Source organism: Mycolicibacterium holsaticum DSM 44478 = JCM 12374 (assembly GCF_019645835.1).
Lineage (GTDB): Bacteria > Actinomycetota > Actinomycetes > Mycobacteriales > Mycobacteriaceae > Mycobacterium > Mycobacterium holsaticum.
In genome coordinates this window covers 1,359,626-1,384,096 of the sequence record NZ_CP080998.1, presented here as the reverse complement: position 1 = coordinate 1,384,096, position 24,471 = coordinate 1,359,626, and the positions used below count along the sequence as shown (strand labels likewise).

Here is a 24,471-nt window from a genome sequence, read left to right as displayed (position 1 = left end):
GATTGTGCGGTCGAGGAGTTCGTCAGTCGCCGCGAGGCCGCGACTCGTCGGAGCGGCGATGTCGCGGGTGCCGATGGTGATGGCCGGTCGGCAACTGATACGTGTCGCGCACCGACGACGGGGGCTCGGCCAGCGGCCTGCGCCCCATCGGCCGGAACCGCTGCCGGCTATCGATGTGAAACCCGTTGTGTGCGTGGCCGATCGGTTCACGATCGGGCGACGCGGTTGGGGTCGACGGGACGTCGGCGAGCAGCTGGTCCAGTCTTGCCTGCCAGCGCGACGGATCCGGTTCGGGTTCGGGTTCGTCCCACGACACGGTGTACTCGAGGTAGTCGTCGTCGTCGTCGACGAACGTCTCGTCCCCGCCGTAGTCGACGGCCGGACCGGCACCGGCGTCGGGGTCAAGGCCGTCGGGGCCGTCGACCGGGTCGCGTTCGAAGCCCACGAAGAACAGTGCCAGCACCACCCCGATCAATGCGACGAACGCCGGCAACAGCATTGCCTGCGACATCGCCGCGGCGAACGGTTTGTGAAGGAACGTGGGCAGCTCCATCACGCCGCCCGACACCCGGGTGGCCCGGTCGGCCGTCGGCGGCATGACCGCGCCGATCCGCCAGGTCATGAACGCCGCAATACCGGCGCTGCCCAACACCGCCCCGACCTGACGGGTGGCGTTGTAGACGCCTGAGCCCGCGCCGGCGCGGTCGACGGCCAGATTACGGGTGGCGGTGGCGGCCAGCGGTGACCAGATGAACGCCATGCCCACGCCGGTCACCGTCAGCGGAAGCACGAGCCGCCAGATCGGCGTGGTCGGTGTCATCTCGATCGACAGCCACGTCATCGAGATGGCCAGCACGGAGAACCCGAAACCCACCACCGGCCGCGGATGTGATCGGTCGACGATCTTGCCGACGAACGGTGCCAGCACGCCGGTGACGATCGCCATCGGCGCGATGAGCACCGCCGCGCGGGTCGGTGAAAGCCCGCACACCCCTTGGGCGTAGAACATGATCGGCACCATCATCCCGGTAACGACGAACCCGATCGTGGCGACACCGAGGTTGGACAGATAGAAGTCGCGGTCACGGAAAATCGCCAACGGGATGAGCGGCTCGCGGGGGTTGACCGACTGCCAGATCAAAAACGCGGCCATGAAACCGACCCCGCCTGCGATAGTGCCGAATATCCACGGCGCCCACTGGTTGGCCTGGCCCTCCTGCAGGGCGAACACGATCATGAACATGCCGATGCCGGACAACAGCACGCCCGGGATGTCGAAAGGCTGCTTGCGCCTGGGCAGTTGGGGCACCAGGCGGGCGGCCAGCACCACACCGAGGACGCCGACGGGCACGTTCACGAAGAAGATCCACTGCCAGCCGAGGCCGTCGAGCAGGAAGCCCCCGGCCAACGGACCGACCAGCGTCGCGACGCCGGCGGTCGCGCCCCACACACCCATCGCGACGCCGCGACGGTCGGCCGGGAAGATCCTGGTGATCGTCGACAGGGTCTGCGGCGTCAACAACGAAGCCCCGACGCCCTGCAGTACCCGGGCGGCCACCAGCATCCCGATCGTGCCGGAGAGGCCACACCACAGCGAGGCGGCGGTGAACATGCTCAACCCGATGACGTAGAGGTTCTTCGGGCCGAACCGGTCGCCGAGCCGCCCGGCCACCAACAGCGGCACGGCGTAGGCCAGCAGGTAGGCGCTGGTCACCCAGATGACGGCGTCGTAGTCGGCGCCCAACTCGTCCATCAGCGACGGATTGGCGACCGCCACGATGGTCGCGTCGACCAGGATCATGAAGAACCCGACCATCATCGCCCACAGCGCGCTCCACGAGCGGCCGGCGACGTCGGCGGGTTCCCGCGACAGCAGGCGGCTGAGCTCGTGTCGCACTGCCGAGGCACGGCCGGTTGGCGGGGGAATCAGGTGTGAAGGCATCTCGAGTCAACTAAGTACGTGACGATTCAGCCGACGCTACGGAGCTTGTGCGGTCCCGACAAGTCGGGTGCACACGGGTAACGCAGGGTCAGGCGGGCTCGGGGACGGTGTCGCCGATGACGCCGTACCCGTGGTCGACCGCCGGCGCACCCTCCGCGTGGTGGTATCCGCCGCGCAGCGTGGGTGCCAGCGCGAACAACGCGACCACCATACCCATCGTCATCACCAGAGCCAGCGCGATCTGGTCGTTGCCGAGCACGCCGACCACCGGCGCCACCGCCGCACCCAACCCGAACTGCGCGGCACCGAGCAGCGCCGCCGCCGTGCCCGCGGCCTCCGGATGCCGGGACAACGCCACCGCGGGCGCGTTGGGCAGGACCAGGCCCAGGGCGGCCAGGATCGCCCACACCGGAACGACGAAGCCCCACAGCCCGCCGACGTGGGTGACCGACAGCCCGATGAAGACGGCGCCGGCCGCCGTCGCGGCCACCAGCGCGCACAGCATGATGGCCGGCGGGGCGAACCGCCGCAGCAGCACGACGTTGAACTGCGTCGCGCCGATCAGCGCGATGGCCCCGGCCGCGAACACCAGCGCGAACACCTGCTGATCGAGGCCGTAGCGGCCCTGCAGCACGAACGACGCGCCCGCGATGTAGGCGAACAGACCCGACATGCTCAGCGCGGCGACCAGAACCAGAACCACGAAGCGCACGTCGCGCAGCAGTTCGCCGTAGGTGGCGATGATGCCGCGCACCTTCAGCGGCCTGCGGTGCGACACGGGCAGGGTCTCGGGCAGCGCCAGCGCGGCAACCACCAACAGCGCGCCTGCCATCACGACCAGCGCGGCGAACACCCAATGCCAGGACGCGGTCAACAACACCGCGGCTCCCAGCGACGGAGCCAGAACGGGCGCGACCCCGAGCACCAGGATCAACCGCGACATCACGGTGGCGGCAGCCGACTCCGTGAACAGGTCGCCGACCACGGCGATGGCCACCACCGCGGTCGCGGCGGCACCCATGCCCTGCAGCCCGCGGGCCAGGCCCAGAACGGTGATGTTCGGCGCGAGCAGGCACAGCAGCGACGCCACCATGTGCAGCACGATGCCGGCCATCAGCGGCCGTCGCCGGCCCAGCGAATCCGACAACGGCCCCACGATCAGCTGGCCCAGCGCCAGACCCGCCAACGTCCCGGTCAAGGTGAGCTGCGCGACCGACGATGACACCCCGAGCTGCTCCCCGATCTCGGGCAGAGCGGGCAGATACATATCGATGGTGAGCGGACCGAGCGCCACCATGACACCCAGGACGAGGATCATCCGGGTGCGGCTCGGCGGCTTGGATCCGGAGATCGATCCAGAGATCTCGGAAGCCGTGCGCGTCAGGTCCACAGCCGGTGATGTTGCCATGAAGATGGTTAGCGTCGCTTCTCATTATTTTCTTCCCGATCGGGCACACAGTGAGTGCGATCACCTCGGGCACACCAGCCCGGAGTCGTGCGTTATGTGAAACGGATAGCCTGAAGTCAGCCGTTCGGACCGGGGAGGCCGCCGATGAATGCCCGATCAAGGGCCAAGAAGCAGCTGCCCGCTACCCACGACGGCGCCGCCGAGGATCCCAGCGCTGCAGCCAAGGTGCTTTCCGGGGTCATCGAACGCGGTTCGCGGGTGCAGGCGCCGGCGGTCAAGGCCTACGTCGACCGCATCCGCGAACGTAACCCGGGTGCGACGCCTGCCGAGATCGTGAAAAAGCTTGAGACGCAGTATCTGGCGGCGGTGATGGCCAGCGGTGCGGCCGTCGGCTCCGCGGCCGCGGTTCCCGGCATCGGCACGTTGACCGCGCTGTCGGCGGTCGCCGGGGAGACCGTGGTGTTCCTGGAGGCGACGACGCTGTATGTGCTCGCCGTCGCCGAAGTGCACGGAATTCCCGTCGAGCACCGGGAGCGCCGCCGCGCCATGGTGCTCGGCGTGCTCGTCGGCGACGACGGCAAGGCGGCGCTGGCCGACCTGATCGGGTCGGGCCGCACCAGCGGCGCGTGGGTCGCCGACGGGGCCGCGACGTTGCCGCTGCCGGCGGTGTCGCAGCTGAACTCCCGCCTGCTGCGGTACTTCGTCAAGCGCTACACGCTCAAGCGCGGAGCGATCGCCTTCGGCAAGCTGCTGCCGGTGGGCATCGGCGCCGTCGTCGGCGGAGTCGGCAATCGTCTGATGGGCAAACGCATCGTGGCCAACGCCCAGAAGGCGTTCGGCAGCCCGCCCCCGCGCTGGCCCTCGGCGCTGCACGTGTTGCCGGCACCGTGAACTAGCGTGGGCGCCCCAGGCGACGATGGGCCATAACGCCGTTGTCGTGGCTTGACGGTTGCTTCGGCGCTAGCCTTTAGGGCGGTGGAAAGGCGGGTAACCGCACAGAACATGGCAAGCGTTTCACCGCGCTTGCGTGACGCGAGAATCGAGGCGAGTAGCTACCGTGAGCTCACCTTCACCATTCGGACAGAACGAGTGGTTGGTCGAGGAGATGTATCGCAAGTTCCGCGAGGATCCCTCGTCGGTAGATCCCAGTTGGCATGAATTCCTGGTCGACTACTCCCCCGAGCCAACCACCGACAGTGAGGTCGCCGACGGTAACGGTCAACGCGCCGCGGCGCCCGTCTCCCCGCCTGAACCCGCGCCCGCACCCGCACCGAAGGGCTCCGCGGCAAAGCCAGCCGAGCCCAAGAAGTCCGCGGCGGCGAAAAAACCTGAACCCAAGGCGGCTGAGCCCAAAGACAGCAAGCCGAACAGCGACCAGGCACAACCGAAGGCCAAGACCGCCGCACCGCAGCCCGACGGCGACGAGACCCAGGTGCTGCGCGGGGCGGCCGCGGCGGTCGTCAAGAACATGTCGGCCTCGTTGGAGGTGCCCACCGCCACCAGCGTGCGCGCCATCCCAGCCAAACTGATGATCGACAACCGGATCGTCATCAACAACCACCTCAAGCGGACCCGCGGCGGCAAGATCTCGTTCACCCACCTGATCGGTTATGCGCTGGTTCAGGCGGTCAACAATTTCCCGAACATGAACCGTCACTTCACCGAGATCGACGGAAAACCCAACGCCGTCACGCCCGCCCACACGAACCTGGGACTGGCGATCGACCTGCAGGGCAAGGGTGGCAGCCGGCAGCTGGTGGTGGCGGCCATCAAGAAGGCCGAGTCCATGCGCTTCGGCCAGTTCATCGCCGCCTACGAGGACATCGTGCGGCGGGCCAGGGACGGCAAGCTGACCGGCGACGACTTTTCGGGCGTGACGATTTCGTTGACCAACCCGGGCACCATCGGCACCGTGCACTCGGTGCCCCGGCTGATGCGTGGGCAGGGCGCGATCATCGGTGTCGGCGCGATGGAGTACCCGGCCGAGTTCCAGGGCGCCAGCCCGGAACGCATCGCGGACCTGGGCATCGGCAAGCTGGTCACGCTGAGCTCCACCTACGACCACCGCATCATCCAGGGCGCGGAGTCCGGGGACTTCCTGCGCACGATGCACGAGCTGTTGCTCTCCGACGATTTCTTCGACGAGATCTTCCGCGAGCTGAGCATCCCCTACGAGCCGGTGCGCTGGCGCACCGACAACCCCGACTCGATCGAGGACAAGAACGCCCGCGTCATCGAGTTGATCGCCGATTACCGCAACCGCGGTCACCTGATGGCCGACATCGACCCGCTGCGACTGGACAAGAACCGGTTCCGCAGTCACCCCGATCTCGACGTGCTGACCCACGGCCTGACGCTGTGGGACCTCGACCGCGAGTTCAAGGTCAACGGGTTCGCCGGCGCCGAGCACAAGAAACTGCGCGATGTGCTCGCGGTGCTGCGCGACGCGTACTGCCGCCACGTCGGGGTGGAGTACACCCACATCCTCGAACCCGAACAGCAGCAGTGGCTGCAGGAGCGGATCGAGGGCAGACACGACAAACCGACCGTCGCGCAGCAGAAGTACATTCTGAGCCGGCTCAACGCCGCCGAGGCGTTCGAGACGTTCCTGCAGACGAAATATGTTGGGCAGAAACGGTTCTCGCTGGAAGGGGCGGAGACGGTCATTCCGACCATGGACGCCGTCATCGACCAGTGCGCCGAGCACGGCCTCGACGAGGTGGTCATCGGCATGCCGCACCGCGGTCGGCTCAACGTGCTGGCCAACATCGTCGGAAAGCCGTACTCGCAGATCTTCAGCGAGTTCGAGGGCAACCTGAACCCGTCGCAGGCGCACGGCTCCGGTGACGTCAAGTACCACCTGGGTGCGACCGGCACGTTCATCCAGATGTTCGGCGACAACGACATCGAGGTGTCGCTGGTCGCCAACCCGTCACATTTGGAGGCGGTGGACCCGGTGCTGGAGGGTCTGGTCCGGGCCAAACAGGACCTGATCGACATCGAGAACGAAGGCGACGACGACACCGGCTTCACCGTCGTGCCGCTGATGCTGCACGGTGACGCCGCGTTCGCGGGCCAGGGTGTGGTGGCCGAGACGCTCAACCTCGCACTGCTGCGCGGCTACCGCACGGGCGGCACGATCCACATCGTCGTCAACAACCAGATCGGTTTCACCACATCGCCTTCCGATGCCAAGTCATCGGAGTACTGCACCGACGTCGCCAAGATGATCGGGGCGCCGATCTTCCACGTCAACGGTGACGATCCCGAGGCCGCGGTGTGGGTGGCGCGTCTGGCGGTGGACTTCCGGCAGAAGTTCAAGAAGGACGTCGTCATCGACATGATCTGCTACCGCCGCCGCGGCCACAACGAGGGCGACGACCCGTCGATGACGCAGCCGGCGATGTACGACGCGATCGACGTCAAGCGTGGTGTGCGCAAGACCTACACCGAAGCGCTGATCGGCCGCGGCGACATCTCGATGAAAGAAGCCGAGGACGCGCTGCGCGACTACCAGGGCCAGCTGGAACGCGTGTTCAACGAAGTGCGCGAACTCGAAAAGCACGCGATCGAACCCAGTGCGTCGGTGGAGGCCGACCAGATGGTGCCCGCCGGGATGCACACCGGGGTGGACAAATCGCTGCTGGCCCGCATCGGTGATGCCCACCTTGCGCTGCCGGAAGGCTTTACCGTGCATCCGCGGGTGAAGCCGGTGTTGGAGAAGCGGCGCGAGATGGCCTACGAGGGCAAGGTGGACTGGGCGTTCGCCGAACTGCTGGCGCTCGGCTCGTTCTTGGCCGAAGGCAAGCTGATCCGGTTGTCCGGGCAGGACACCCGCCGCGGCACGTTCAGCCAGCGGCATTCGGTGATCATCGACCGCAAGACGGGCGAGGAGTTCACCCCGCTGCAACTGCTCACCGTCGATCCCGACGGCAACCCGACCGGCGGCCGGCTGATGGTGTACGACTCGGCGCTGTCGGAGTTCGCCGCGGTGGGCTTCGAATACGGCTACTCCGTGGGTAATCCGGACGCACTGGTGCTGTGGGAGGCGCAGTTCGGCGACTTCGTCAACGGCGCGCAGTCGATCATCGACGAGTTCATCAGCTCGGGTGAAGCCAAGTGGGGTCAGCGCTCCGACGTGGTGCTGCTGCTGCCCCACGGTCACGAAGGCCAGGGCCCCGACCACACGTCGGGCCGCATCGAGCGGTTCCTGCAGCTGTGGGCCGAGGGCTCGATGACGATCGCGGTGCCGTCGACGCCGGCGAACTACTTCCATCTGCTGCGCAGACACGGTTTGGACGGTATCCACCGCCCGCTGATCGTGTTCACCCCGAAGTCGATGCTGCGCAACAAGGCAGCGGTCAGCGACCTCAAGGAGTTCACCGAGGCCAAGTTCCGCTCGGTGATCGAGGAGCCCACCTTCGCCGAGGGCGACGGTGACCGCAGCAAGGTGCGCCGGATCTTGTTGTGCAGCGGCAAGCTGTACTACGAGCTGGTGGCCCGCAAGAACAAGGAGGAACGCGACGACGTCGCGATCGTGCGCGTCGAGCAGCTCGCCCCGCTGCCCCGCCGGCGGCTGGCCGAAACGCTCGACCAGTACCCGAACGTCGAGCAGTACTTCTGGGTGCAGGAAGAGCCGGCCAACCAGGGTGCGTGGCCGACGTTCGGGTTGACGTTGCCCGAGGTGTTGCCGGAGAAGCTCGGCGGCATCCAACGCATCTCGCGCCGGGCGATGTCGGCGCCCTCGTCGGGCTCGTCGAAGGTGCACGCCGTCGAGCAGCAGGAGATCATCGACGAAGCCTTCGCCTGAGAGCGGACCCGACACCCCGCTGAGCGTCGCGGGTCTGCGCACGCTCGCACCGGACACGGCGGCCCGCTGTAGGCGCTACCGCCGGTACCGGTAGCCTCGTTTCGAGTTCACGACCAGAGGAGCGGTTATGGAGGGCTTCGCCGGAAAGGTCGCCGTGGTGACCGGTGCCGGATCGGGTATTGGGCAGGCGCTGGCGATCGAGCTGGGCCGGTCGGGCGCCAAGCTGGCGATCAGCGACGTCGACACCGAAGGGCTGGCCGTCACCGAGCAGCGGCTCAAGGCGATCGGCGCGCCGGTGAAGGCCGACCGCCTCGACGTCACCGAACGCGAAGCCTTCGAGTTGTACGCCGAGTCGGTGGTGGCGCATTTCGGCACCGTCAATCAGGTCTACAACAACGCCGGCATCGCCTACGTCGGCGATGTCGAGGTGACGCCGTACAAGGACATCGAGCGTGTCATGGACGTCGATTTCTGGGGTGTGGTCAACGGCACCAAGGCGTTTCTGCCGCACCTGATCGCCTCCGGTGACGGCCACGTCGTCAACGTCTCCAGCCTGTTCGGAATCTTCTCGGTTCCCGGCCAGGCCGCATACAACTCGGCGAAGTTCGCCGTGCGCGGGTTCACCGAGGCGCTGCGCCAGGAGATGATCGCCAACCGGCATCCGGTGAAGGTGACGACCGTGCATCCCGGCGGCATCAAGACCGCGATCATGCGCAACTCGACGGCCGCCGAGGGGGTCGACAAGGAAGGCCTGACAAAGACTTTCGACACCCGGCTGACGATCACCACCCCGGAGAAGGCGGCGCGCGAAATACTGGCCGCCGTCCGGAAGAACAGGCCCCGCGTGCTCGTCGGCCCGGACGCCAAGGTGCTCGACGCGATCGTGCGGATCACCGGGTCGGGCTATCAGCGGCTCTTCAACACGGTGATGTCGCGGCTGGTGCCCAACGCACACTGACCGCTGTCCGGCGAGCGTGCGCAAACTCGTCGAATTCGACGGCGTGGCGCTCGGTGACACGCACGCTCGCGGAGAAAGAGGGTCAGTCGCCGAGGGGGTGTTCGGCCAGGAACGCGTCCGCGACGCGGGCCGGGTCTTCACCGTCGGCGACATCGGCGCGCATCTGCGCGAGCGCCGCGGTGTCCAACACCCCGGCCACCTCGTTGAGCGCGAGCACCTGCCGTTCGTCGAGTTCGTTGCGGCGGTACAACGGCACCAGGTTCTGCGCGCGGATCAGCGACGTCTTGTCCGACAACGTCAACAGCTCCGTGGGAATACCCGTCGCAGCGGTCGTCGTCCACCCCGCGTTGATCTCCCCCGCCAGCACCGCCGCGAACAGCGTTGCGCTGTCCGGGAATTCACGTGACTTCCCCAGCTCGCAGGTGCCGAGCGCGGCGGGTCCTGGTTCATCGACGACGTGGCCGACGCGCAGCTTGGCGCAGTTGTGCACCGCCGCGGTGACGTCACGGCCGCCCCACGCGTCAGCCGTCGGCTCGGTGACCGCGAGCGTGGGCTTGTCCTCCGCCGACATCGTGTAGTCACCCGCGGCGACACCTTCGGGTAAGGCCGACAACAGATCCCGGTACACCTGCGCTGCCGACCGCGCCGTCGCGTCGGGCATGAACCGGTGCAGCAGCTGCCCGGTGAAGCCGGGCACGACGCGGACGTCGCCGGAGTCCAGTTGGGCCAGCGGATCGGTCGCGGGTTCGACGTGCGCCGGGCTGCCGTAGAACCGCAGCGCCGCCGCGTAGAGGTGTGCGATCACCGACGCCTCGGGGTCAGGTGTGGAGCCGACCGCGATGGATGGTGCTGCCGCGTCGTCGCCGCATCCCGCGGTGGCCAGGACGAGCAGCGCGACGAGCGCCGACACCAGCCACCGGACGGACATCGTCAGGTGCCGGCGGCGGCGGCCACCGCTTGTGCCACAGCGGGTCCGACGCGTGGGTCCAACACACTGGGCACGATGCAATCGGGCGAAAGGTCGTCGGCGACCACCGAGAAGATCGCCTCGGCGGCGGCCACCTTCATCTCTTCGGTGATGCGTCGCGCCCCGGCGTCCAGCGCGCCGCGGAACACACCCGGGAACGCCAGCACGTTGTTGATCTGGTTGGGGAAATCGCTACGCCCGGTGGCCACCACGGCGGCGTACTTCTTCGCGTCGTCGGGATGGATCTCCGGGTCGGGGTTGGACAGCGCGAACACGATGGCGTCCGGGGACATCGTCGCAACCAGTTCGGGTGGCACCACACCCGCGGACAACCCGAGGAACACGTCGGCGCCGTCGAGCGCCTCGGCCAATCCGCCGGTCAGCCCGCGCGGGTTGGTCTGCTCGGCCATCTCGGTCTTGTAGGCGTTGAGGCTTTCCCGGTCTTTGTGCACGATGCCCTGCGAGTCCAGCACCGTGATGTCGCGGATCCCCTTGGCCAGCAGGATCTTTGCACACGCCACACCCGCTGCGCCCGCGCCGGAGACCACGACGCGCAGCGACGCCGGGTCACGCTCGACGACGGCCGCCGCACCGATCAGCGCCGCCAGCACCACGATTGCGGTGCCGTGCTGGTCATCGTGCATGACGGGGCAGTCCAGCGCGTCGATCAGGCGGCGTTCGATCTCAAAGCAGCGCGGCGCGGAGATGTCCTCGAGGTTGACCGCGCCGAATGTCGGGCGCAGCCGGATCAGCGTCTCCACGATCTCGTCGGGATCCTTGGTGTCCAGCACCAGCGGGATCGAGTCGAGGTCGGCGAACTCCTTGAACAGCGCGCACTTGCCCTCCATCACCGGCAGCGACGCGGCCGGGCCGACGTCGCCGATGCCCAGCACCGCGCTGCCGTCGCTGACCACCGCGACCAGGCGGTTGGCCCAGGTGTAGCGGGCGGCCAACGTGTGGTCCGCGGCGATCGCCCGGCTGACCTGCGCTACCCCGGGGGTGTAGGCGATCGACAGCGCGCGCTGAGTATCCAGCGGCGCCTTGAGTTGTACGCCGAGCTTGCCGCCGACATGGGCAGCAAATATCTCGTCGTCAGAAAGGACGATGTTGGATTCGGTCACCGAATGCTCTTCCACCGCTTGCGACACGGGGTCGAGGGTAGCGACGAACCGGTAGGTAACCTAATCGACTCAGATGAGGCCGAGGTCGGTGACCGCCTTGCGCTCATCAGCAAGTTCACCTGTCGTCTTGTCGATGCGGGCGCGGGAGAAGTCGTTGACCTCCAGCCCCTGCACGATCTTCCAGTTGCCGTTCTCGGTGGTCACCGGGAACGACGAGATCAGGCCCTCCGGCACGCCGTAGCTGCCGTCGGAGACCACCGCCATCGACACCCAGTCGTCCTTCGGCGTGCCCAACAGCCAGTCGCGCGCGGCGTCGACGGTCGCCGACGCGGCCGAGGCCGCCGACGAGGCACCGCGCGCGTCGATGATCGCGGCGCCACGCTTGGCGACCGTGGGGATGAAGTCGTTCTCGATCCAGTCCTGGTCGTTGACCACCTCGGCGGCGTTTCTGCCCGCCACCTCGGCGTTGAACAGGTCGGGGTACTGCGTGGCCGAGTGGTTGCCCCAGATCGTCATCTTCTTGATGTCGGTCACCTTGGCGCCGGTCTTGCGGGCCAGCTGGCTGATCGCCCGGTTGTGGTCCAGTCGGGTCAGCGCCGTGAACCGCTCGCGCGGGATGTCGGGGGCGTTGGACATCGCGATCAACGCGTTGGTGTTGGCCGGGTTACCGGTCACGCCGATGCGGATGTCGTCGGCGGCCACCTCGCCGAGGGCCTTGCCCTGGGCGGTGAAGATCGCGCCGTTGGCCTCGAGCAGATCGCTGCGCTCCATGCCCGGTCCACGCGGGCGGGCACCGACCAGCAGTGCCAGGTTCGCGCCGTCGAAGATCTTGTTGGCGTCGGCGCCGATCTCGACTCCGGCCAGCAGCGGGAACGCGCAGTCGTCGAGCTCCATCACGACACCCTCGAGCGCTTTGAGTGCGGGCTCGATCTCGAGCAGACGCAGTTCGATCGGGCGGTCAGGGCCCAGCAGCGAGCCGCTCGCGATGCGGAACAACAGGCTGTAGCCGATCTGGCCGGCCGCACCGGTGACGGCGACCTTGAGGGGTGTTGTGCTCACGTCAGATGCTCCTTGAATCCAGATGGTTTCCCGCTCGAACCTAGCGCACCGCCGTCACCCTGCTGATCTCCGGTGCCGCTCGCCGCTCAGGTCGGTCTGGCGGCTCGCCGCTCAGGATCGAGCACGTCGACCCCGTCCTGCTGCCACGCCTCGCGCATCGCGTCGGCGCCCTTGAGCCGCACCCAGGCCGCCTCCGTGGCGGTGATCGGCGTCGCCGACAACACCGTCACCGGCGGCAGCGGTGGCGGCAACGCGACGTCGTCGATGTCACTGGTCGCCAGCAGGAACGCGGTGAACGGCGCCCCGTCCCACAGCGGTGACTCGAGGTCGATGAGCGCGTTCGGCTCGAGCACCAGCCCCTCGACGGCGGGGGCCGCCGCCACGATCGCGATGGACCGCACCAGCCCATGCGGCGAGGCACCGCGCAGCGCCACGCAGATCTCGGCGCGCGGACCGTGCAGCGCGTCGGTGACCATCTCGGTGGGGTCGAACATCGGATGCCGCGAACAGCCCAGCGAGACATAGTGAACGACGTCCTCGGAACCGGGTCGGCCGTCGGGCCCGAAGCGCAGCACGTCGATGTTCTCGGTACCGAGGAACGTGACGCTTGCCACGTCGGGGTCCGCGGTGATGCCGGCCCGGGCGAAGTGCTCGCCGACGTGCGCGCGCACCAGCCCCAGGACGTCGATCACTCGGCCGACGGCGCTTCGGCCGATGCCGCAGACACCTCGCCAGCGGTGACCTCGGGGAGGGTGAGGTTCCTACCGGTGTCCGGGTCGAAGACCACCAGTTTCGACGTGTCGACCGCCAGCTGAATGGTGTCACCCTGCTTGGCCGTGGAATCGGTGGAAACCCTTGCGATGAACTCGTTTTCGCCGGTACCGGACTCGGCGGCCAACTCCGCGAGCTGGGCCGACCGCGCCCCGGCACCCTCGCTCTTGAAGTGCACGTACTTGTCGGCGCCCAACGACTCGACCATGTCGACCGTCACGTCGAAGGTGAACGCACTGATGCGCGCGTACACGTCGAGCACCGCGGCGTCCTCGATGTGCTCGGGTCGGATGCCGACGATCACGTTGGCCGGTGCCTGACGGCGGGCCAACAGCGCCGAAGCTTCCGGGGTCAGCGTGACTTCTCCGAACGGCAGTCGCATGCCCACGTCGGTGATGGTGGCGGGCAGGAAGTTCATCGCCGGTGACCCGATGAAGCCCGCCACGAACAGGTTGGCCGGGTTCTTGTAAAGCTCATCGGGAGTGCCGATCTGCTGCGCGACCCCGGCCAGCATCACCACCACCCGGTCGCCCAACGTCATGGCCTCGGTCTGGTCGTGGGTGACGTAGACCGTCGTGGTCCCCAACCGATCCTGTAACCGCGAGATCTCCGAACGCATCTGCACGCGTAGTTTGGCATCCAGGTTGGACAGCGGCTCGTCCATCAGAAACGCCTTGGGATCGCGGACGATTGCGCGGCCCATCGCGACCCGCTGCCGTTGACCGCCGGACAGCTGGGCCGGCTTGCGGTCCAGCAGTTCGCTCAGGTCAAGGATTTTCGCGGCTTCGTCGACCTTGCGGGCGATGTCTTCCTTCTTCATCTTCGCCAGGGTCAGCGGGAAGGCGATGTTCTGCCGGACGGTCATGTGCGGGTACAGCGCATAGGACTGGAACACCATCGCGATGTCGCGGTCCTTGGGCGCCTTCTCGTTGACCCGTTCACCGCCGATGCGCAACTCCCCGGAGGTGATGTCCTCCAGCCCGGCGATCATGTTCAGCGTGGTGGACTTTCCGCAGCCCGACGGCCCGACCAGGATGATGAACTCGCCGTCGGCGATCGTCAGCGACAGCTCCTTGACGGCCGTTGCACCGCCCGCGTAACTCTTGGTCACCCGGTCCAACACGATTTCGGCCATCGAACTACCCCTTCACCGCACCGGACGTCAGGCCGGCGACGATCCGTCGTTGGAAGATGAGAACAAAGATAATGATCGGGACGGTGATGACCATCGCGCCCGCCGCGATCGATCCGGTCGGCTCCTCGAACTGTGAACTGCCGGTGAAGTTGGCGATCGCCACCGGCGCGGTGATCGCGCGCTCGGTCGCCGTCAGCGACAGGGCCAGCAGCAGGTCGTTCCACGCGAAGATGAACACCAGGATCGCCGCGGTGACGATGCCGGGCGCCGCCAACGGTGCGATCACCTTGCGGAAGGCCTGCCACGGCGTGGCGCCGTCCATCTTGGCCGCCTTCTCCAGATCCCATGGGATCTCCCGGAAGAACGCCGACAGCGTGTAGATCGCCAGCGGCAACGCGAAGGTGATGTACGGGATGATCAGCCCCGGCCAGGTGTCGAACAGCCCGATGCTGCGCCAGATGTTGAAAAGCGGTGTCACAAGCGAGATTTGCGGAAACATCGCGATGAGCAGGGCGACGCCGATCAGCAGCCGCTTGCCCGGAAACGTCAGCCGGGCCACCGCGTATGCGGCCATGCCGCCGATGACCACCGCGATCAGCGTGGTGATCAGACCGATACCGATGGAGTTGATCAGCGCCGAGGAGAAGACGTTGCCCTGGAAGATGCCCTTGTAGTTGTCGAAGGTGATCCCGTCCGGAATCAGCTTGCCGTCCTTGACAGTCGACGTCGGCTTCAACGACAGGCTCAGGATCCACAGCACCGGAAGCAGCGCGTAGACCACCACCAGCGCGTTGACGACCGTCCAGCCCGTCGCGCGCCGGGCATTCACCCGCTCAGCCATCTCAGCGGCGCTCCTCGTCGGATCCGGGCGCCGAAGCGCCGAAGATCTTGATGTAGATGAACGCGATAATCGCCACCGACAGGAAGATCAACACCGAGATCGCCGACCCCAGGCCGAGATTGAACGCCTTGAACAGGTTGTCGTAACCCAGGATCGACACCGATCCGGTGTCGTTGGCCCCGCCGGTCAGGATGTAGATGTTGTCGAAGATGCGGAACGCATCCAGGGTGCGGAACAGCAGTGCCACCAGGATCGCCGGTTTGATCAGCGGGATAATCACCTTGACCAGACGCTTCCACGGCCCTGCGCCGTCGACCTGCGCGGCGTTCAGCAGATCCTGGGGCACCAGGGCCAAACCGGCCAGCAGCAGCAGCGCCATGAACGGCGTCGTCTTCCACACCTCGGCGAGCACCACGATGCCCAGCGACGGAATCTGTTGGGTCAGCGGTGCGCTGCCCTCCGGCAGCAGGTTGGCCAGATAACCGGTGCCCGGTGTCCACGCGTAGTACCAGCTGTAGGACGCCGCGACCGTGACGATGCCGTAGGGCACCAGGATCGCGGTGCGCACCACGCCCTTACCGAAGATCGTCCGATGCATCACCAACGCCAGCGCCATGCCGAGCACGAACTCGATCGCCACGGAGACAACCGTGATCGCCACCGTGACCACGAACGCCGTCCACCAGTAGCGGTCGGTGAGCACGGTGACGTAGTTCTCCAGCCCCACAAACGATGTGTCGTCGGGGGTGGCGAGGTTATAGCGCAACAGGCTCAACCACACCGCGTAGCCGATCGGGTAGGCGGTGACCGCCAGCATCAGCACCACCGCGGGCGCGATCAGCCAGAACGCCAGCCGTCGCTCGGATCTGCGGTCGTCGGTGCCGGCGGACGCAACGGCGCGAGACGCCGTCGGAGCCGTCGCCGTCATGGAATCAGCCCCTTACCGTCGATGGCCTTCTGCACCTGCTCGGTAAGTTCGTCAGCCGTACGCTCCGGGTCGATCGCCGAGATCGGCGCCAACGTGACCGAGATCCGCGTCGAGACCGACTGATAGACCGGCGTCGCCGGACGCACGGCGGCGTTGGTGAGCTGGTCGCGGATGATCTCGTACTGCGGGTACTTGGCCTGGAACGTCGGATCGTCGTACAACGAGGTGCGCACCGCGGGCAGCCCGCCCTCCACCGAGGTGTAGCGCTGGTTCTCGATGTTGCGCAGGCAGCGGATCGCCTCGAACGCCTCCGTGCGGTGCTGGGTCGTCTTGGCCACCGCCAGGTTCAGCCCGCCCAGCGTCACCTTGGCCCGCTGGCCCGGGCCAACACCGGGATAGTGCGCGAACCCGAACACGTCCTTGCTGGCTTCATAGGCGGCCTCGAACTGCTCGTCGCTGGGTGAGAAGCTGCCGACGTCGTTGATGCTGTCTTGCAGATCGGGGCGCTCGTTGAGCGGCAGAAAACTCACGCCGCCCTTGACGGCGTTCTCCAGCAGCGACGGCAGAACATAGGGCCAGTTCACCTCCAGCGCGGCTTTGCCCTGCTCCAGTGCCAGCCGTGCGGTGGTCTCATCGGTCTGGGTGATCGACGGATCGGCGCCGGGCGCGGTAGCAACGTCCTTCATGATTTGCAGGGCCTTGACGGTGGCGGCTCGATGCTCGGGGGTGTCGGTCAGCGTGACTGTCTTACCGTCCTCGGAAAGCACCTGACCGCCAGCGCTTTCCAGCAAGGTGTTGAACCACACCACCAGGCCCTCGTACTGCTTGGCCTGCACGGCGATCCAGCCCGGCTTGCCCGCGGCGTGCAACCGCGTCGCCTCGGCCACCATGCCGTCCCAGGTGGTCGGCGGCTCGTCCATCAAATCGGCTCGGTACCAAAGCAACTGGGTGTTGGTGGTGATCGGGGCCGCGTAGAGCTGGTCCTGCCACGTGGCCGTCTCCAACGGTCCGGGCAAGGTATTGGAGGTGGCGTCGGCCTCGGCCAACCCGGCGGGGTCATCGGAAAGCGGTAGCGCCCAACCGGCCTCGGCGAACTCCGCGGTCCACACCACGTCGAGCGCCATCACGTCGAGCGTCTTGTCGTTACCGGTCAGCCGCCGAGCCAGTTGCAGGCGCTGATCGTCGGCACCCTTGGGCAAGCTGACCTGCCGAACGGTGAACCGGTCGCCGAACTGTTCGTTGCAGCGGTTGGCGACCGCCGTGAACGTCTGAGCTTCGTTAGCCGGGGTGTAGTAGTTGATGACGATTCCGTCGCTGTCAGAACCGCACGCCGCCACCGTGGACGCCGTCATCAGCGCAGCCAACAACGCAGCACCCAACCGCCGTGCGCCCACGCGCACGTATGGGACGGCCACCACCCGCCTCCAGTCCGCGTCGATGTCGCCGCCGCTGCGGCTCCACCCTCCGATGTCGCCGCCGCCGCGGCTCCGGCGGGAATCTCCCGCGCGCAAACCGTATGGCGAGTTACGCGTGATTTGCAACACCACGGCCGCGCGCGTCGCAGACCGTTACGCAATTGCGAACGTGCGCAAACTCGCGTGAGCAGACGGCGTGTCGCCCGCACACGCTCGCGCGGGATCAGATCGTCAAGCGCGCCAGCAGATCCCGTCCGCGTTCGGCGTTCTGCGGATCGCACAGCACGTCGTAGCGTCCTGCCACCAGCTGCATCGTCGAGCTGAAATCTCTTGTGCCGCGCGCCATCGCGTACGGGATCGCCGATGTGATCAGCCCGAAGAACACACCGGCGATCAGGCCGGTGGCCAGTGCACTCCACGGGTTGGGGCTGAAGAACCCCAGGATCAGGCCGATGAACAACCCCAGCCACGCGCCGGTCAGCACACCGCCGCCGAGCACCTTCGGCCATGTCAGCCGGCCGGTAACGCGTTCGACCTGCATCAAGTCCACCCCGACGATCGTGACCTGCTGCACCGGGAACTCCTGATCCGACAGGTAGTCGACGGCGCGCTGCGCCTCGGCGTAGGTCGGATACGACCCGATCGGCCATCCCTTCGGCGGCGTGGGCAGCGGCGGAGGGGCACCGCGCCCCACGCTCGGCGTGCCCGGGGCGGCACCGGGCTTCGGTCCAGGTTGAAACGGGCTGGTCATCGGTATTCAATCTCCTTAATCACGCGCCTGATCAGGTGATTCTCCCAACCGGATCAACGCTTGAACGGCCGCAATCGTGCCCAGCACTTGCGCTAGGTTGAAAAGCATGACAAATCCCGGCGAGGACTCAGGAGAAACGACACCATCCGATTCCAACCGAGGTGCGTCCGAGCCGACGCCAGTCGAGCAGGCACGGGACCAGTCGACCGAAACACCGCCGGAAGCGCAACCGCACCGCGAGCAGGCCGCTGACCAACCCGGCTACCCGTCGCCGCCCGCGTTCAGCCCGCCCGGCGGGCCGTATCAGCCCCCGGCGAGCTACGACCCGACGTCCTACCCCGCCGGCTATCCCCCGCCAGGGGGCTATCCGCCACCGCCGCAGTACTCGGATCCGTCAGGCTTCGGCGCGCCGTCATACCCGCCGCCGCCCTACGGCGCGGCGCCGCCCTACGGGGCGCCCACACAGGGCTACGGGCCCCCGCCGCCCGGATATGGCCAGCCGCCGCCGGGATACGGGCCAGCGGGCTACCCGGCACCCGGATACGGCGGTGCGTACGGCACCCCCGGCCAGAAGGTCAATTCGATGGCGATCGGCTCCCTGGTGGCCTCCGTCATCGGCGTGATTCCGTTCCTGTGCGGCATCGGCTCGATCATCGGCATCGTGCTCGGGATCATCGCGCTCAACCAGATCAAGACCTCCGGTGAGGGCGGGCGCGGAATGGCCATCGCCGGCATCGTCATCGGTGCGTTGACATTCCTCATCAGCGTGGTCACCGGCATCGCCTTCTTGAGCTCCTGACCTCGTCGCGTCAGGACGGCGGCTGAAACGGCGACTCCATGCGTTCCATGCCCGCCGCGCGGCCCTTACCTGCGATCACCAATGCCATCTTTCGGCTGGCTTCGTCGATCATCTCGTCGCCGAGCATCACCGCGCCCCTGGCGCCGCCCGCGCGCGAGGTGTGCCATTCGTAGGCCTCCAGGATCAACTCGGCGTGGTCGTAGTCCTTTTGGCGCGGGCTGAAAATCTCGTTGCCTGCGGCGATCTGGTCGGGATGCAGCACCCACTTGCCGTCATAACCCAGCGCGGCCGACCGGCCCGCCACCCGACGGAACCCGTCGATGTCGCGAATCTTCAGGTACGGACCGTCGATGGCCAGGACGCCGTGGGTCCGTGCGGCGACCAGGATCCGCATCAGCACATGATGATGCGCATCGCCGACGTCGTAGCCCTCGGGCTGTTCGCCGACCTCGAGGGTGCGCATGTTCAGGCTGGCCGCCATGTCGGCCGGGCCCAGCACGAGTGCCTGCACCCGCGGCGCGCCGGCGATTGCGTCAATGTTGGTCAGCCCCTGCGCATTTTCGATCTGGGCCTCGATCCCGATGCCGCCGACCGGCAGGCCGTGCGTCGTCTCGAGTTGGCTCAGCAGCAGATCCAGGGCCTGGATATGGGAAACGTCGGCCACCTTGGGCAACACGACGATGTCCAGTGACGCGTCCGGCGCCGACGCGACGGCCGACACCACTTCGATGAGATCGGCGTGGGTCCACGGTGTGGTCCAGTCGTTGACCCGCACCCCGCGCAGTTGGCTGGACCAACCAGGCTCGGCCAGGGCCGCCGCGACGGCGCCGCGGGCCTGGGCCTTGGCGTCGGGTGCCACGGCGTCCTCCAGGTCCAGGAACACCTCGTCGGCGGGAAGTGACTTCGCCTTCTCGATCATCTTGGCGCTGCTGCCGGGAACGGAAAGCACAGTTCTACGGGGTCGATACCGGTTTTCCACAACCACACTCTCTACCCTTTGATTCATGGCGGCGGTGAACAGGGTCTATGCGGCCCGGCTAGCGGGGCTGGTGGTACTGGGCCCCGACGGTGAATCCATCGGCCGCGTCCGCGATGTGGTGGTCAGCATCAGCATCGTGCGCCACCAACCGCGGGTGCTCGGCCTCGTCGTCGAATTGCTCACCCGCCGAAGAATTTTCGTTCCGATTCTGCGCGTGACGTCGATCGAACCGGGGGCGGTGACGTTGGCGACCGGCAGCGTCTCGCTGCGCCGGTTCGCCCAACGCCCCGGCGAGGTTCTGGTGCTGGGCCAGATCATCGAAACGCGGGTCCGCGTCGATGACCCGGAGCTGTCCCATCTGGCCGGAATCGACGTCATCGTCGTCGATCTGGGCATCGAGCAGACGCGCACCCGCGATTGGGTCGTCACCAAGGTGGCCGTGCGTCCGCAGCGCAGGCTGGGCCGGCGCAGCAATGTGCACGTCGTGGACTGGCGCCGGGTGCACGGTCTGACGCCGTCGGGCCTGGCGATGCCCGACCAGGGCGTCGCCCAGTTGCTCGAGCAGTTCGAGGGGCAACGCGCGGTCGAGGTGGCCGAGGCGATCCGCGAACTGCCCGCCAAGCGGCGCTATGAGCTGATCAACGCCTTCGACGACGAACGGCTGGCCGACGTGCTGCAGGAACTGCCCGAGGACGACCAGACCGACGTGGTCAAACGGCTGCCCGCCGAGCGGTCCGCCCGGGTGCTGGAGGCGATGGACCCCGACGACGCCGCCGACCTGCTGGGCGCGATGAACCCGTCGGAGGCCGAACACTTTCTGCGCCGCATGGATCCCGAGGACTCCGAGGATGTGCGGCGGTTGCTGTCGCACTCACCCAACACCGCGGGCGGGCTGATGACCTCCGAACCGGTCGTGCTGGCCCCGGACACCACCGTCGCCGAGGCGCTGGCCCGGGTCCGTGACCCCGATCTGACCCCGGCGCTGGCCTCGCTGGTGTACGTGGTGCGCCCGCCGACGGCCACCCCGACCGGCCGTTACCTGGGCTGTGTGCACCTGCAGCGGCTGCTGCGCGAGCCGCCGGCCGACCTGGTGAGCGGCATCATCGACACCGATCTGCCGGTCCTGGCGCCCGAGGACTCGCTGTCGGCGGTGACGCGGTATTTCGCCGCGTACAACCTGGTGTGCGGGCCGGTCGTGGACCCCGAGAACCACCTGCTGGGCGCCGTGTCGGTGGACGACCTCCTCGACCACCTGCTGCCCGAGGACTGGCGCGACACCGAAGAGCCCGAGCTCTCCGGCGCCGAGGGGGCGTCATGACCGAGCCGTCGCCCCGGGGCCGCCTGGACACACCGCTGACGTCGCGCCGGTTCGGCTTCACCTACGACCCCGAGGCGGTCGGGCGGGTCAGCGAGTCGATCGCCCGGTTCCTGGGCACCGGGCGGTATCTGGCATGGCAGACCATCCTCGTGATCGTCTGGATCATCCTGAATTTGTTTGCTGTCAGCTTGCGCTGGGACCCGTATCCGTTCATTCTGCTCAACCTCGCGTTCTCGACGCAGGCCGCATACGCCGCGCCGCTGATCCTGCTGGCACAGAACCGGCAGGAGAACCGCGACCGCGTGTCCCTCGACGAAGACCGTCGCCGCGCCCTGCAGACCAAGGCCGACACCGAATACCTGGCCCGTGAGCTGGCCGCTCTGCGGTTGGCGGTCGGTGAGGTCGCCACCCGCGACTATCTGCGCCGTGAACTCGACGAACTGCGCGACCTGCTCAGCCGACCACAGCAACCGGCCGCCAGCGGGAACGATGACGACACCGGTCTGGGCGGGCGGTGAGCGGCGGGTACGGAAAATAACGCTTGCACCGGCTAACGCCATTGCTGTAACACTTCCGTAATCGACTAGGTATGGTGACCTGGTTCACAAGCGATCGCAGACCAAGGACGGTTGAGTGCACATAAGGGGAGTCGCCGCCCTCAAAGCCGTGCGGCGCCGAGCAGGGCGCGTGCTTGCCAAGCCGGGCCCACGTGTGCACGACGTGCTGTCCCCGCCCCGGGTACGGGCGGGCATGGCGATCGCCATCATCACCCCCGTCGTGCTGGCGGGCAGCGTCGGCGCGTCGGCGCAGTCGACGCGTACGCAGGTGCGCGACGCGGCGGTGACGCCGCTGGCCGCCGTCGAACCCTCACCGCAGAACCACACCGGCCCGTCCGTCGTCGCGGTCACCAAAGCGCCGACCCCGTTCCACATCGCCTCCACCTCGGCGTCCTCACCGCCGCCCGCTGCCGTGGTGAACTCACCAGGGGCGCTGGGGATTCCGGCCATGGCGTTATCGGCGTACCGCAATGCCGAACGCATGATGGCCGCCGCGCAACCCACCTGCGGTGTCAGCTGGAACCTGCTGGCCGGTATCGGCCGCATCGAGTCGATGCACGCCAACGGCGGCGCCACCGATGCCAGCGGCACCGCGGTCCGGCCGATCTACGGCCCCACGCTGGACGGCACCCTGCCCGGTAACGAGGTCATCGTGCAGAGCCGGGTGGCCGACCGCGTCACCTATGCCCGCGCGATGGGCCCGATGCAGTTCCTGCCGGGCACCTGGTCGCGCTATGCCTCCGACGGTGACGGCGACGGTAAGGCCGAGGTGCAGAACCTGTTCGACTCGACCCTGGCCGCCGCGCGTTACCTGTGCAGCGGCGGGATGAACCTGCGCGACCAGTCCCACGTGATGGCCGCGATCCTGCGCTACAACAACTCGGTGGCCTACGCCCGCAACGTGCTGGGCTGGGCCGCGGCCTACGCCACCGGCGTCGTCCCGATGGATCTGCCGCCGATCACCGGTTCGGTGCCCGCGCTGGGCGATAAGCACCTCGAGCACCTGGAAAACTACGAAGGGCTGGGGCCGGGGCTGCCGATCAACGCGCTGGCGCTGCCCGAGGGCGACCCGATGGCGCTGATGTCGCTGCTGCAGCGTGACGGCGTGGCCAACCAGATCTCCGGCGTGCCGGGCTTCGCTCCCGGCCAGCGGCTCGGACCGCTGCCGGGGCCGGTGCCCCAACTCGCCCCGACACCGCAGGCGCCCGCGCCGCCACCATGGGTGCCGCCGTGGATGCAGCAGAAGCCTGAGCCCGAGTGCGCGGTGTTCTGCATCGAGGACAACGTTCCGCCGCCTCCGTTGCAGCCCGCGCTCGGTGCGCCCGCCCAGGCGCAGCCGATGCTGCCGCCCGGACCGCCACTGCTGGGCCCGCCGCCACCGCCGGGCCCGCCGGCACCGATCGGTCCGCTGCCGCCCGCGCCGGGACCGCCGCCTGGGCCGGCTCCCGGACCCGTCGGCGCGCCTGCCGGGCCTGCGCCGGGGCCGGTGGCTTAAGCACCGTTTTCGGGTCGGCCTAGACTCGAAGGCGATGTCGGAATCTGAGCGTGAAACTGCGGTCCGTGCCGCGCTGACCAAGGTGATCGACCCCGAACTTCGGCGGCCGATCACCGAGCTCGGCATGGTGAAGAACGTCACCGTCGAAGCCGACGGCGGCGTACACGTCGAGGTGTATCTGACGACGGCCGCGTGTCCGAAGAAAACCGAGATCTCCGAAGAGGTCCGTCGCGCGGTCTCCGACGTCCCCGGCACCGGCGCAGTCAAGGTCAGCCTCGACGTGATGAGCGACGAGCAGCGCAGCGAACTGCGCAAGCAACTGCGCGGCGATTCGCGCGAGCCCGTCATCCCGTTCGCGCAGCCGGGCTCGCTGACCCGGGTCTACGCCGTGGCCTCCGGTAAGGGCGGGGTCGGCAAGTCCAGCGTCACGGTCAACATCGCCGCGGCCATGGCCGCGCGCGGGCTCTCGGTCGGTGTGCTCGACGCCGACATCTACGGCCACTCCGTACCGCGGATGATGGGCACCACCGACCGCCCGACCCAGGTCGAGTCGATGATCCTGCCGCCGGTGGCCCACGACGTCCGGGTGATCTCGATCGCGATGTTCACCCAGGGCAACACCCCGGTGGTGTGGCGCGGGCCGATGCTGCACCGTGCGCTGCAGCAGTTCCTGGCTGACGTCTACTGGGGCGATCTGGATGTGCTGCTGCTCGACCTGCCCCCGGGCACCGGGGACGTGGCCATCTCGGTGGCCCAGCTGATTCCGGGCGCGGAGATCCTGGTGGTCACCACCCCGCAGCTGGCGGCCGCCGAGGTCGCCGAGCGCGCCGGGGCGATCGCGCTACAGACCCGGCAGCGCATCGTCGGCGTCGTGGAGAACATGTCCGGGCTGTTGCTGCCCGACGGCACCACCATGCAGCTCTTCGGCGAGGGCGGCGGCAAGCAGGTGGCCGAGCGGCTGTCGCGGGCTGTCGGCGCCGATGTGCCGCTGCTGGGTCAGGTGCCGCTGGACCCCGCGCTGGTGACCGCGGGCGACTCCGGTGTGCCGCTGGTGCTTTCGGCGCCGGACTCCGCTGCCGGCAAGGAGCTGCGCAACGTCGCCGACGCGCTGTCGAGCCGCAAACGCGGCCTGGCCGGCATGTCGCTGGGTCTTGATCCCGCCGGCCGACAATAACGGTCGCGTGTCCGATGGCGAAGATCGCCACGGGCCGTTGAAT

The 24,471-nt window shown here is 67.8% G+C and carries 20 protein-coding genes; 8 read left to right on the top strand and 12 right to left on the bottom strand.

Annotated elements, in window-relative coordinates; all coding sequences use genetic code 11:
* Positions 1-22: 22 nt before the first annotated feature.
* Both K3U96_RS06735 and K3U96_RS06730 read right to left on the bottom strand, forming a co-directional pair.
* Complete coding sequence (locus K3U96_RS06735; protein WP_230982477.1) at positions 23-1,819, bottom strand: MFS transporter; 1,797 nt, start codon at positions 1,817-1,819, stop codon at positions 23-25.
* A gap of 211 nt (positions 1,820-2,030) precedes the next feature.
* Positions 2,031-3,350, bottom strand: a complete 1,320-nt coding sequence (locus K3U96_RS06730) for a multidrug effflux MFS transporter (RefSeq protein ID WP_220692469.1) — start codon at positions 3,348-3,350, stop codon at positions 2,031-2,033.
* A 144-nt stretch (positions 3,351-3,494) separates the two neighbouring features.
* Here K3U96_RS06730 and K3U96_RS06725 point away from each other — a divergent pair, with 144 nt between their 5' ends.
* From K3U96_RS06725 to K3U96_RS06715, 3 genes are all read left to right on the top strand, one after another.
* On the top strand, positions 3,495-4,241 hold the full coding sequence (locus K3U96_RS06725) for a hypothetical protein (protein ID WP_069405191.1): 747 nt from the start codon (positions 3,495-3,497) through the stop codon (positions 4,239-4,241).
* A 214-nt stretch (positions 4,242-4,455) separates the two neighbouring features.
* On the top strand, positions 4,456-8,160 hold the full coding sequence (locus K3U96_RS06720) for a multifunctional oxoglutarate decarboxylase/oxoglutarate dehydrogenase thiamine pyrophosphate-binding subunit/dihydrolipoyllysine-residue succinyltransferase subunit (RefSeq protein WP_230982476.1): 3,705 nt from the start codon (positions 4,456-4,458) through the stop codon (positions 8,158-8,160).
* Positions 8,161-8,287: 127 nt separating this feature from the next.
* Complete coding sequence (locus K3U96_RS06715) at positions 8,288-9,118, top strand: SDR family NAD(P)-dependent oxidoreductase (RefSeq protein WP_220692467.1); 831 nt, start codon at positions 8,288-8,290, stop codon at positions 9,116-9,118.
* Positions 9,119-9,200: 82 nt separating this feature from the next.
* Here K3U96_RS06715 and K3U96_RS06710 read toward each other — a convergent pair whose 3' ends face one another.
* From K3U96_RS06710 to K3U96_RS06670, 9 genes are all read right to left on the bottom strand, one after another.
* The gene (locus K3U96_RS06710; protein WP_220692466.1) at positions 9,201-10,046 is read right to left on the bottom strand and encodes a glycine betaine ABC transporter substrate-binding protein; all 846 of its coding nucleotides are present in this window, start codon (positions 10,044-10,046) and stop codon (positions 9,201-9,203) included.
* Positions 10,047-10,048: 2 nt separating this feature from the next.
* The gene (locus tag K3U96_RS06705; RefSeq protein WP_230982387.1) at positions 10,049-11,233 is read right to left on the bottom strand and encodes an NAD(P)-dependent malic enzyme; all 1,185 of its coding nucleotides are present in this window, start codon (positions 11,231-11,233) and stop codon (positions 10,049-10,051) included.
* 42 nt (positions 11,234-11,275) lie between these two features.
* Positions 11,276-12,265, bottom strand: a complete 990-nt coding sequence (locus K3U96_RS06700; RefSeq protein ID WP_069404696.1) for a malate dehydrogenase — start codon at positions 12,263-12,265, stop codon at positions 11,276-11,278.
* Positions 12,266-12,351: 86 nt separating this feature from the next.
* Positions 12,352-12,957, bottom strand: coding sequence for a suppressor of fused domain protein (locus tag K3U96_RS06695; protein ID WP_069404697.1), 606 nt, complete (start codon positions 12,955-12,957; stop codon positions 12,352-12,354).
* Positions 12,954-14,171, bottom strand: coding sequence for an ABC transporter ATP-binding protein (locus K3U96_RS06690; protein ID WP_220692465.1), 1,218 nt, complete (start codon positions 14,169-14,171; stop codon positions 12,954-12,956). Before K3U96_RS06690 ends, K3U96_RS06695 begins: the two co-directional genes overlap by 4 nt.
* A gap of 4 nt (positions 14,172-14,175) precedes the next feature.
* Complete coding sequence (locus K3U96_RS06685) at positions 14,176-15,000, bottom strand: carbohydrate ABC transporter permease (RefSeq protein WP_205870993.1); 825 nt, start codon at positions 14,998-15,000, stop codon at positions 14,176-14,178.
* 13 nt (positions 15,001-15,013) lie between these two features.
* The gene (locus K3U96_RS06680; protein WP_220692464.1) at positions 15,014-15,940 is read right to left on the bottom strand and encodes a carbohydrate ABC transporter permease; all 927 of its coding nucleotides are present in this window, start codon (positions 15,938-15,940) and stop codon (positions 15,014-15,016) included.
* On the bottom strand, positions 15,937-17,334 hold the full coding sequence (locus K3U96_RS06675) for an ABC transporter substrate-binding protein (protein WP_271035567.1): 1,398 nt from the start codon (positions 17,332-17,334) through the stop codon (positions 15,937-15,939). Before K3U96_RS06675 ends, K3U96_RS06680 begins: the two co-directional genes overlap by 4 nt.
* A gap of 244 nt (positions 17,335-17,578) precedes the next feature.
* Complete coding sequence (locus K3U96_RS06670) at positions 17,579-18,106, bottom strand: general stress protein (protein ID WP_069404701.1); 528 nt, start codon at positions 18,104-18,106, stop codon at positions 17,579-17,581.
* A 106-nt stretch (positions 18,107-18,212) separates the two neighbouring features.
* Between K3U96_RS06670 and K3U96_RS06665 the strand changes: the two genes are divergently transcribed.
* On the top strand, positions 18,213-18,905 hold the full coding sequence (locus K3U96_RS06665) for a DUF4190 domain-containing protein (RefSeq protein WP_069404702.1): 693 nt from the start codon (positions 18,213-18,215) through the stop codon (positions 18,903-18,905).
* Positions 18,906-18,915: 10 nt separating this feature from the next.
* On the opposite strand, the gene K3U96_RS06660 is transcribed toward K3U96_RS06665, so the two are convergent.
* A complete protein-coding gene (locus tag K3U96_RS06660; RefSeq protein ID WP_220692463.1) occupies positions 18,916-19,884 on the bottom strand; it encodes an HpcH/HpaI aldolase/citrate lyase family protein in 969 nt (322 codons plus the stop codon).
* 25 nt (positions 19,885-19,909) lie between these two features.
* Between K3U96_RS06660 and K3U96_RS06655 the strand changes: the two genes are divergently transcribed.
* The 4 genes from K3U96_RS06655 to K3U96_RS06640 all read left to right on the top strand — a co-directional run bounded on the left by K3U96_RS06655 (position 19,910) and on the right by K3U96_RS06640 (position 24,428).
* Positions 19,910-21,202 (top strand): magnesium transporter MgtE N-terminal domain-containing protein, encoded by a 1,293-nt coding sequence (locus tag K3U96_RS06655; protein ID WP_069404703.1) that lies wholly within the window; start codon positions 19,910-19,912, stop codon positions 21,200-21,202.
* Positions 21,199-21,720, top strand: coding sequence for a DUF1003 domain-containing protein (locus tag K3U96_RS06650; RefSeq protein WP_220692462.1), 522 nt, complete (start codon positions 21,199-21,201; stop codon positions 21,718-21,720). Before K3U96_RS06655 ends, K3U96_RS06650 begins: the two co-directional genes overlap by 4 nt.
* A gap of 115 nt (positions 21,721-21,835) precedes the next feature.
* Positions 21,836-23,254, top strand: a complete 1,419-nt coding sequence (locus K3U96_RS06645; RefSeq protein WP_230982386.1) for a lytic transglycosylase domain-containing protein — start codon at positions 21,836-21,838, stop codon at positions 23,252-23,254.
* Positions 23,255-23,288: 34 nt separating this feature from the next.
* Positions 23,289-24,428, top strand: coding sequence for an Mrp/NBP35 family ATP-binding protein (locus K3U96_RS06640; RefSeq protein ID WP_069404706.1), 1,140 nt, complete (start codon positions 23,289-23,291; stop codon positions 24,426-24,428).
* Positions 24,429-24,471: the final 43 nt, after the last annotated feature.

What these genes read in the sequence shown, in the direction of transcription:
- K3U96_RS06680 (WP_220692464.1), bottom strand. Translation starts at nt 15,940, where the DNA reads ATGACGGCGACGGCTCCGACGGCGTCTCGCGCCGTTGCGTCCGCCGGC.
- K3U96_RS06715 (WP_220692467.1), top strand. Translation starts at nt 8,288, where the DNA reads ATGGAGGGCTTCGCCGGAAAGGTCGCCGTGGTGACCGGTGCCGGATCG.
- K3U96_RS06650 (WP_220692462.1), top strand. Translation starts at nt 21,199, where the DNA reads ATGACCGAGCCGTCGCCCCGGGGCCGCCTGGACACACCGCTGACGTCG.
- K3U96_RS06710 (WP_220692466.1), bottom strand. Translation starts at nt 10,046, where the DNA reads ATGTCCGTCCGGTGGCTGGTGTCGGCGCTCGTCGCGCTGCTCGTCCTG.
- K3U96_RS06730 (WP_220692469.1), bottom strand. Translation starts at nt 3,350, where the DNA reads ATGGCAACATCACCGGCTGTGGACCTGACGCGCACGGCTTCCGAGATC.
- K3U96_RS06725 (WP_069405191.1), top strand. Translation starts at nt 3,495, where the DNA reads ATGAATGCCCGATCAAGGGCCAAGAAGCAGCTGCCCGCTACCCACGAC.
- K3U96_RS06670 (WP_069404701.1), bottom strand. Translation starts at nt 18,106, where the DNA reads ATGACCAGCCCGTTTCAACCTGGACCGAAGCCCGGTGCCGCCCCGGGC.
- K3U96_RS06735 (WP_230982477.1), bottom strand. Translation starts at nt 1,819, where the DNA reads ATGATGGTCGGGTTCTTCATGATCCTGGTCGACGCGACCATCGTGGCG.
- K3U96_RS06655 (WP_069404703.1), top strand. Translation starts at nt 19,910, where the DNA reads ATGGCGGCGGTGAACAGGGTCTATGCGGCCCGGCTAGCGGGGCTGGTG.
- K3U96_RS06720 (WP_230982476.1), top strand. Translation starts at nt 4,456, where the DNA reads ATGTATCGCAAGTTCCGCGAGGATCCCTCGTCGGTAGATCCCAGTTGG.
- K3U96_RS06640 (WP_069404706.1), top strand. Translation starts at nt 23,289, where the DNA reads ATGTCGGAATCTGAGCGTGAAACTGCGGTCCGTGCCGCGCTGACCAAG.
- K3U96_RS06665 (WP_069404702.1), top strand. Translation starts at nt 18,213, where the DNA reads ATGACAAATCCCGGCGAGGACTCAGGAGAAACGACACCATCCGATTCC.
- K3U96_RS06690 (WP_220692465.1), bottom strand. Translation starts at nt 14,171, where the DNA reads ATGGCCGAAATCGTGTTGGACCGGGTGACCAAGAGTTACGCGGGCGGT.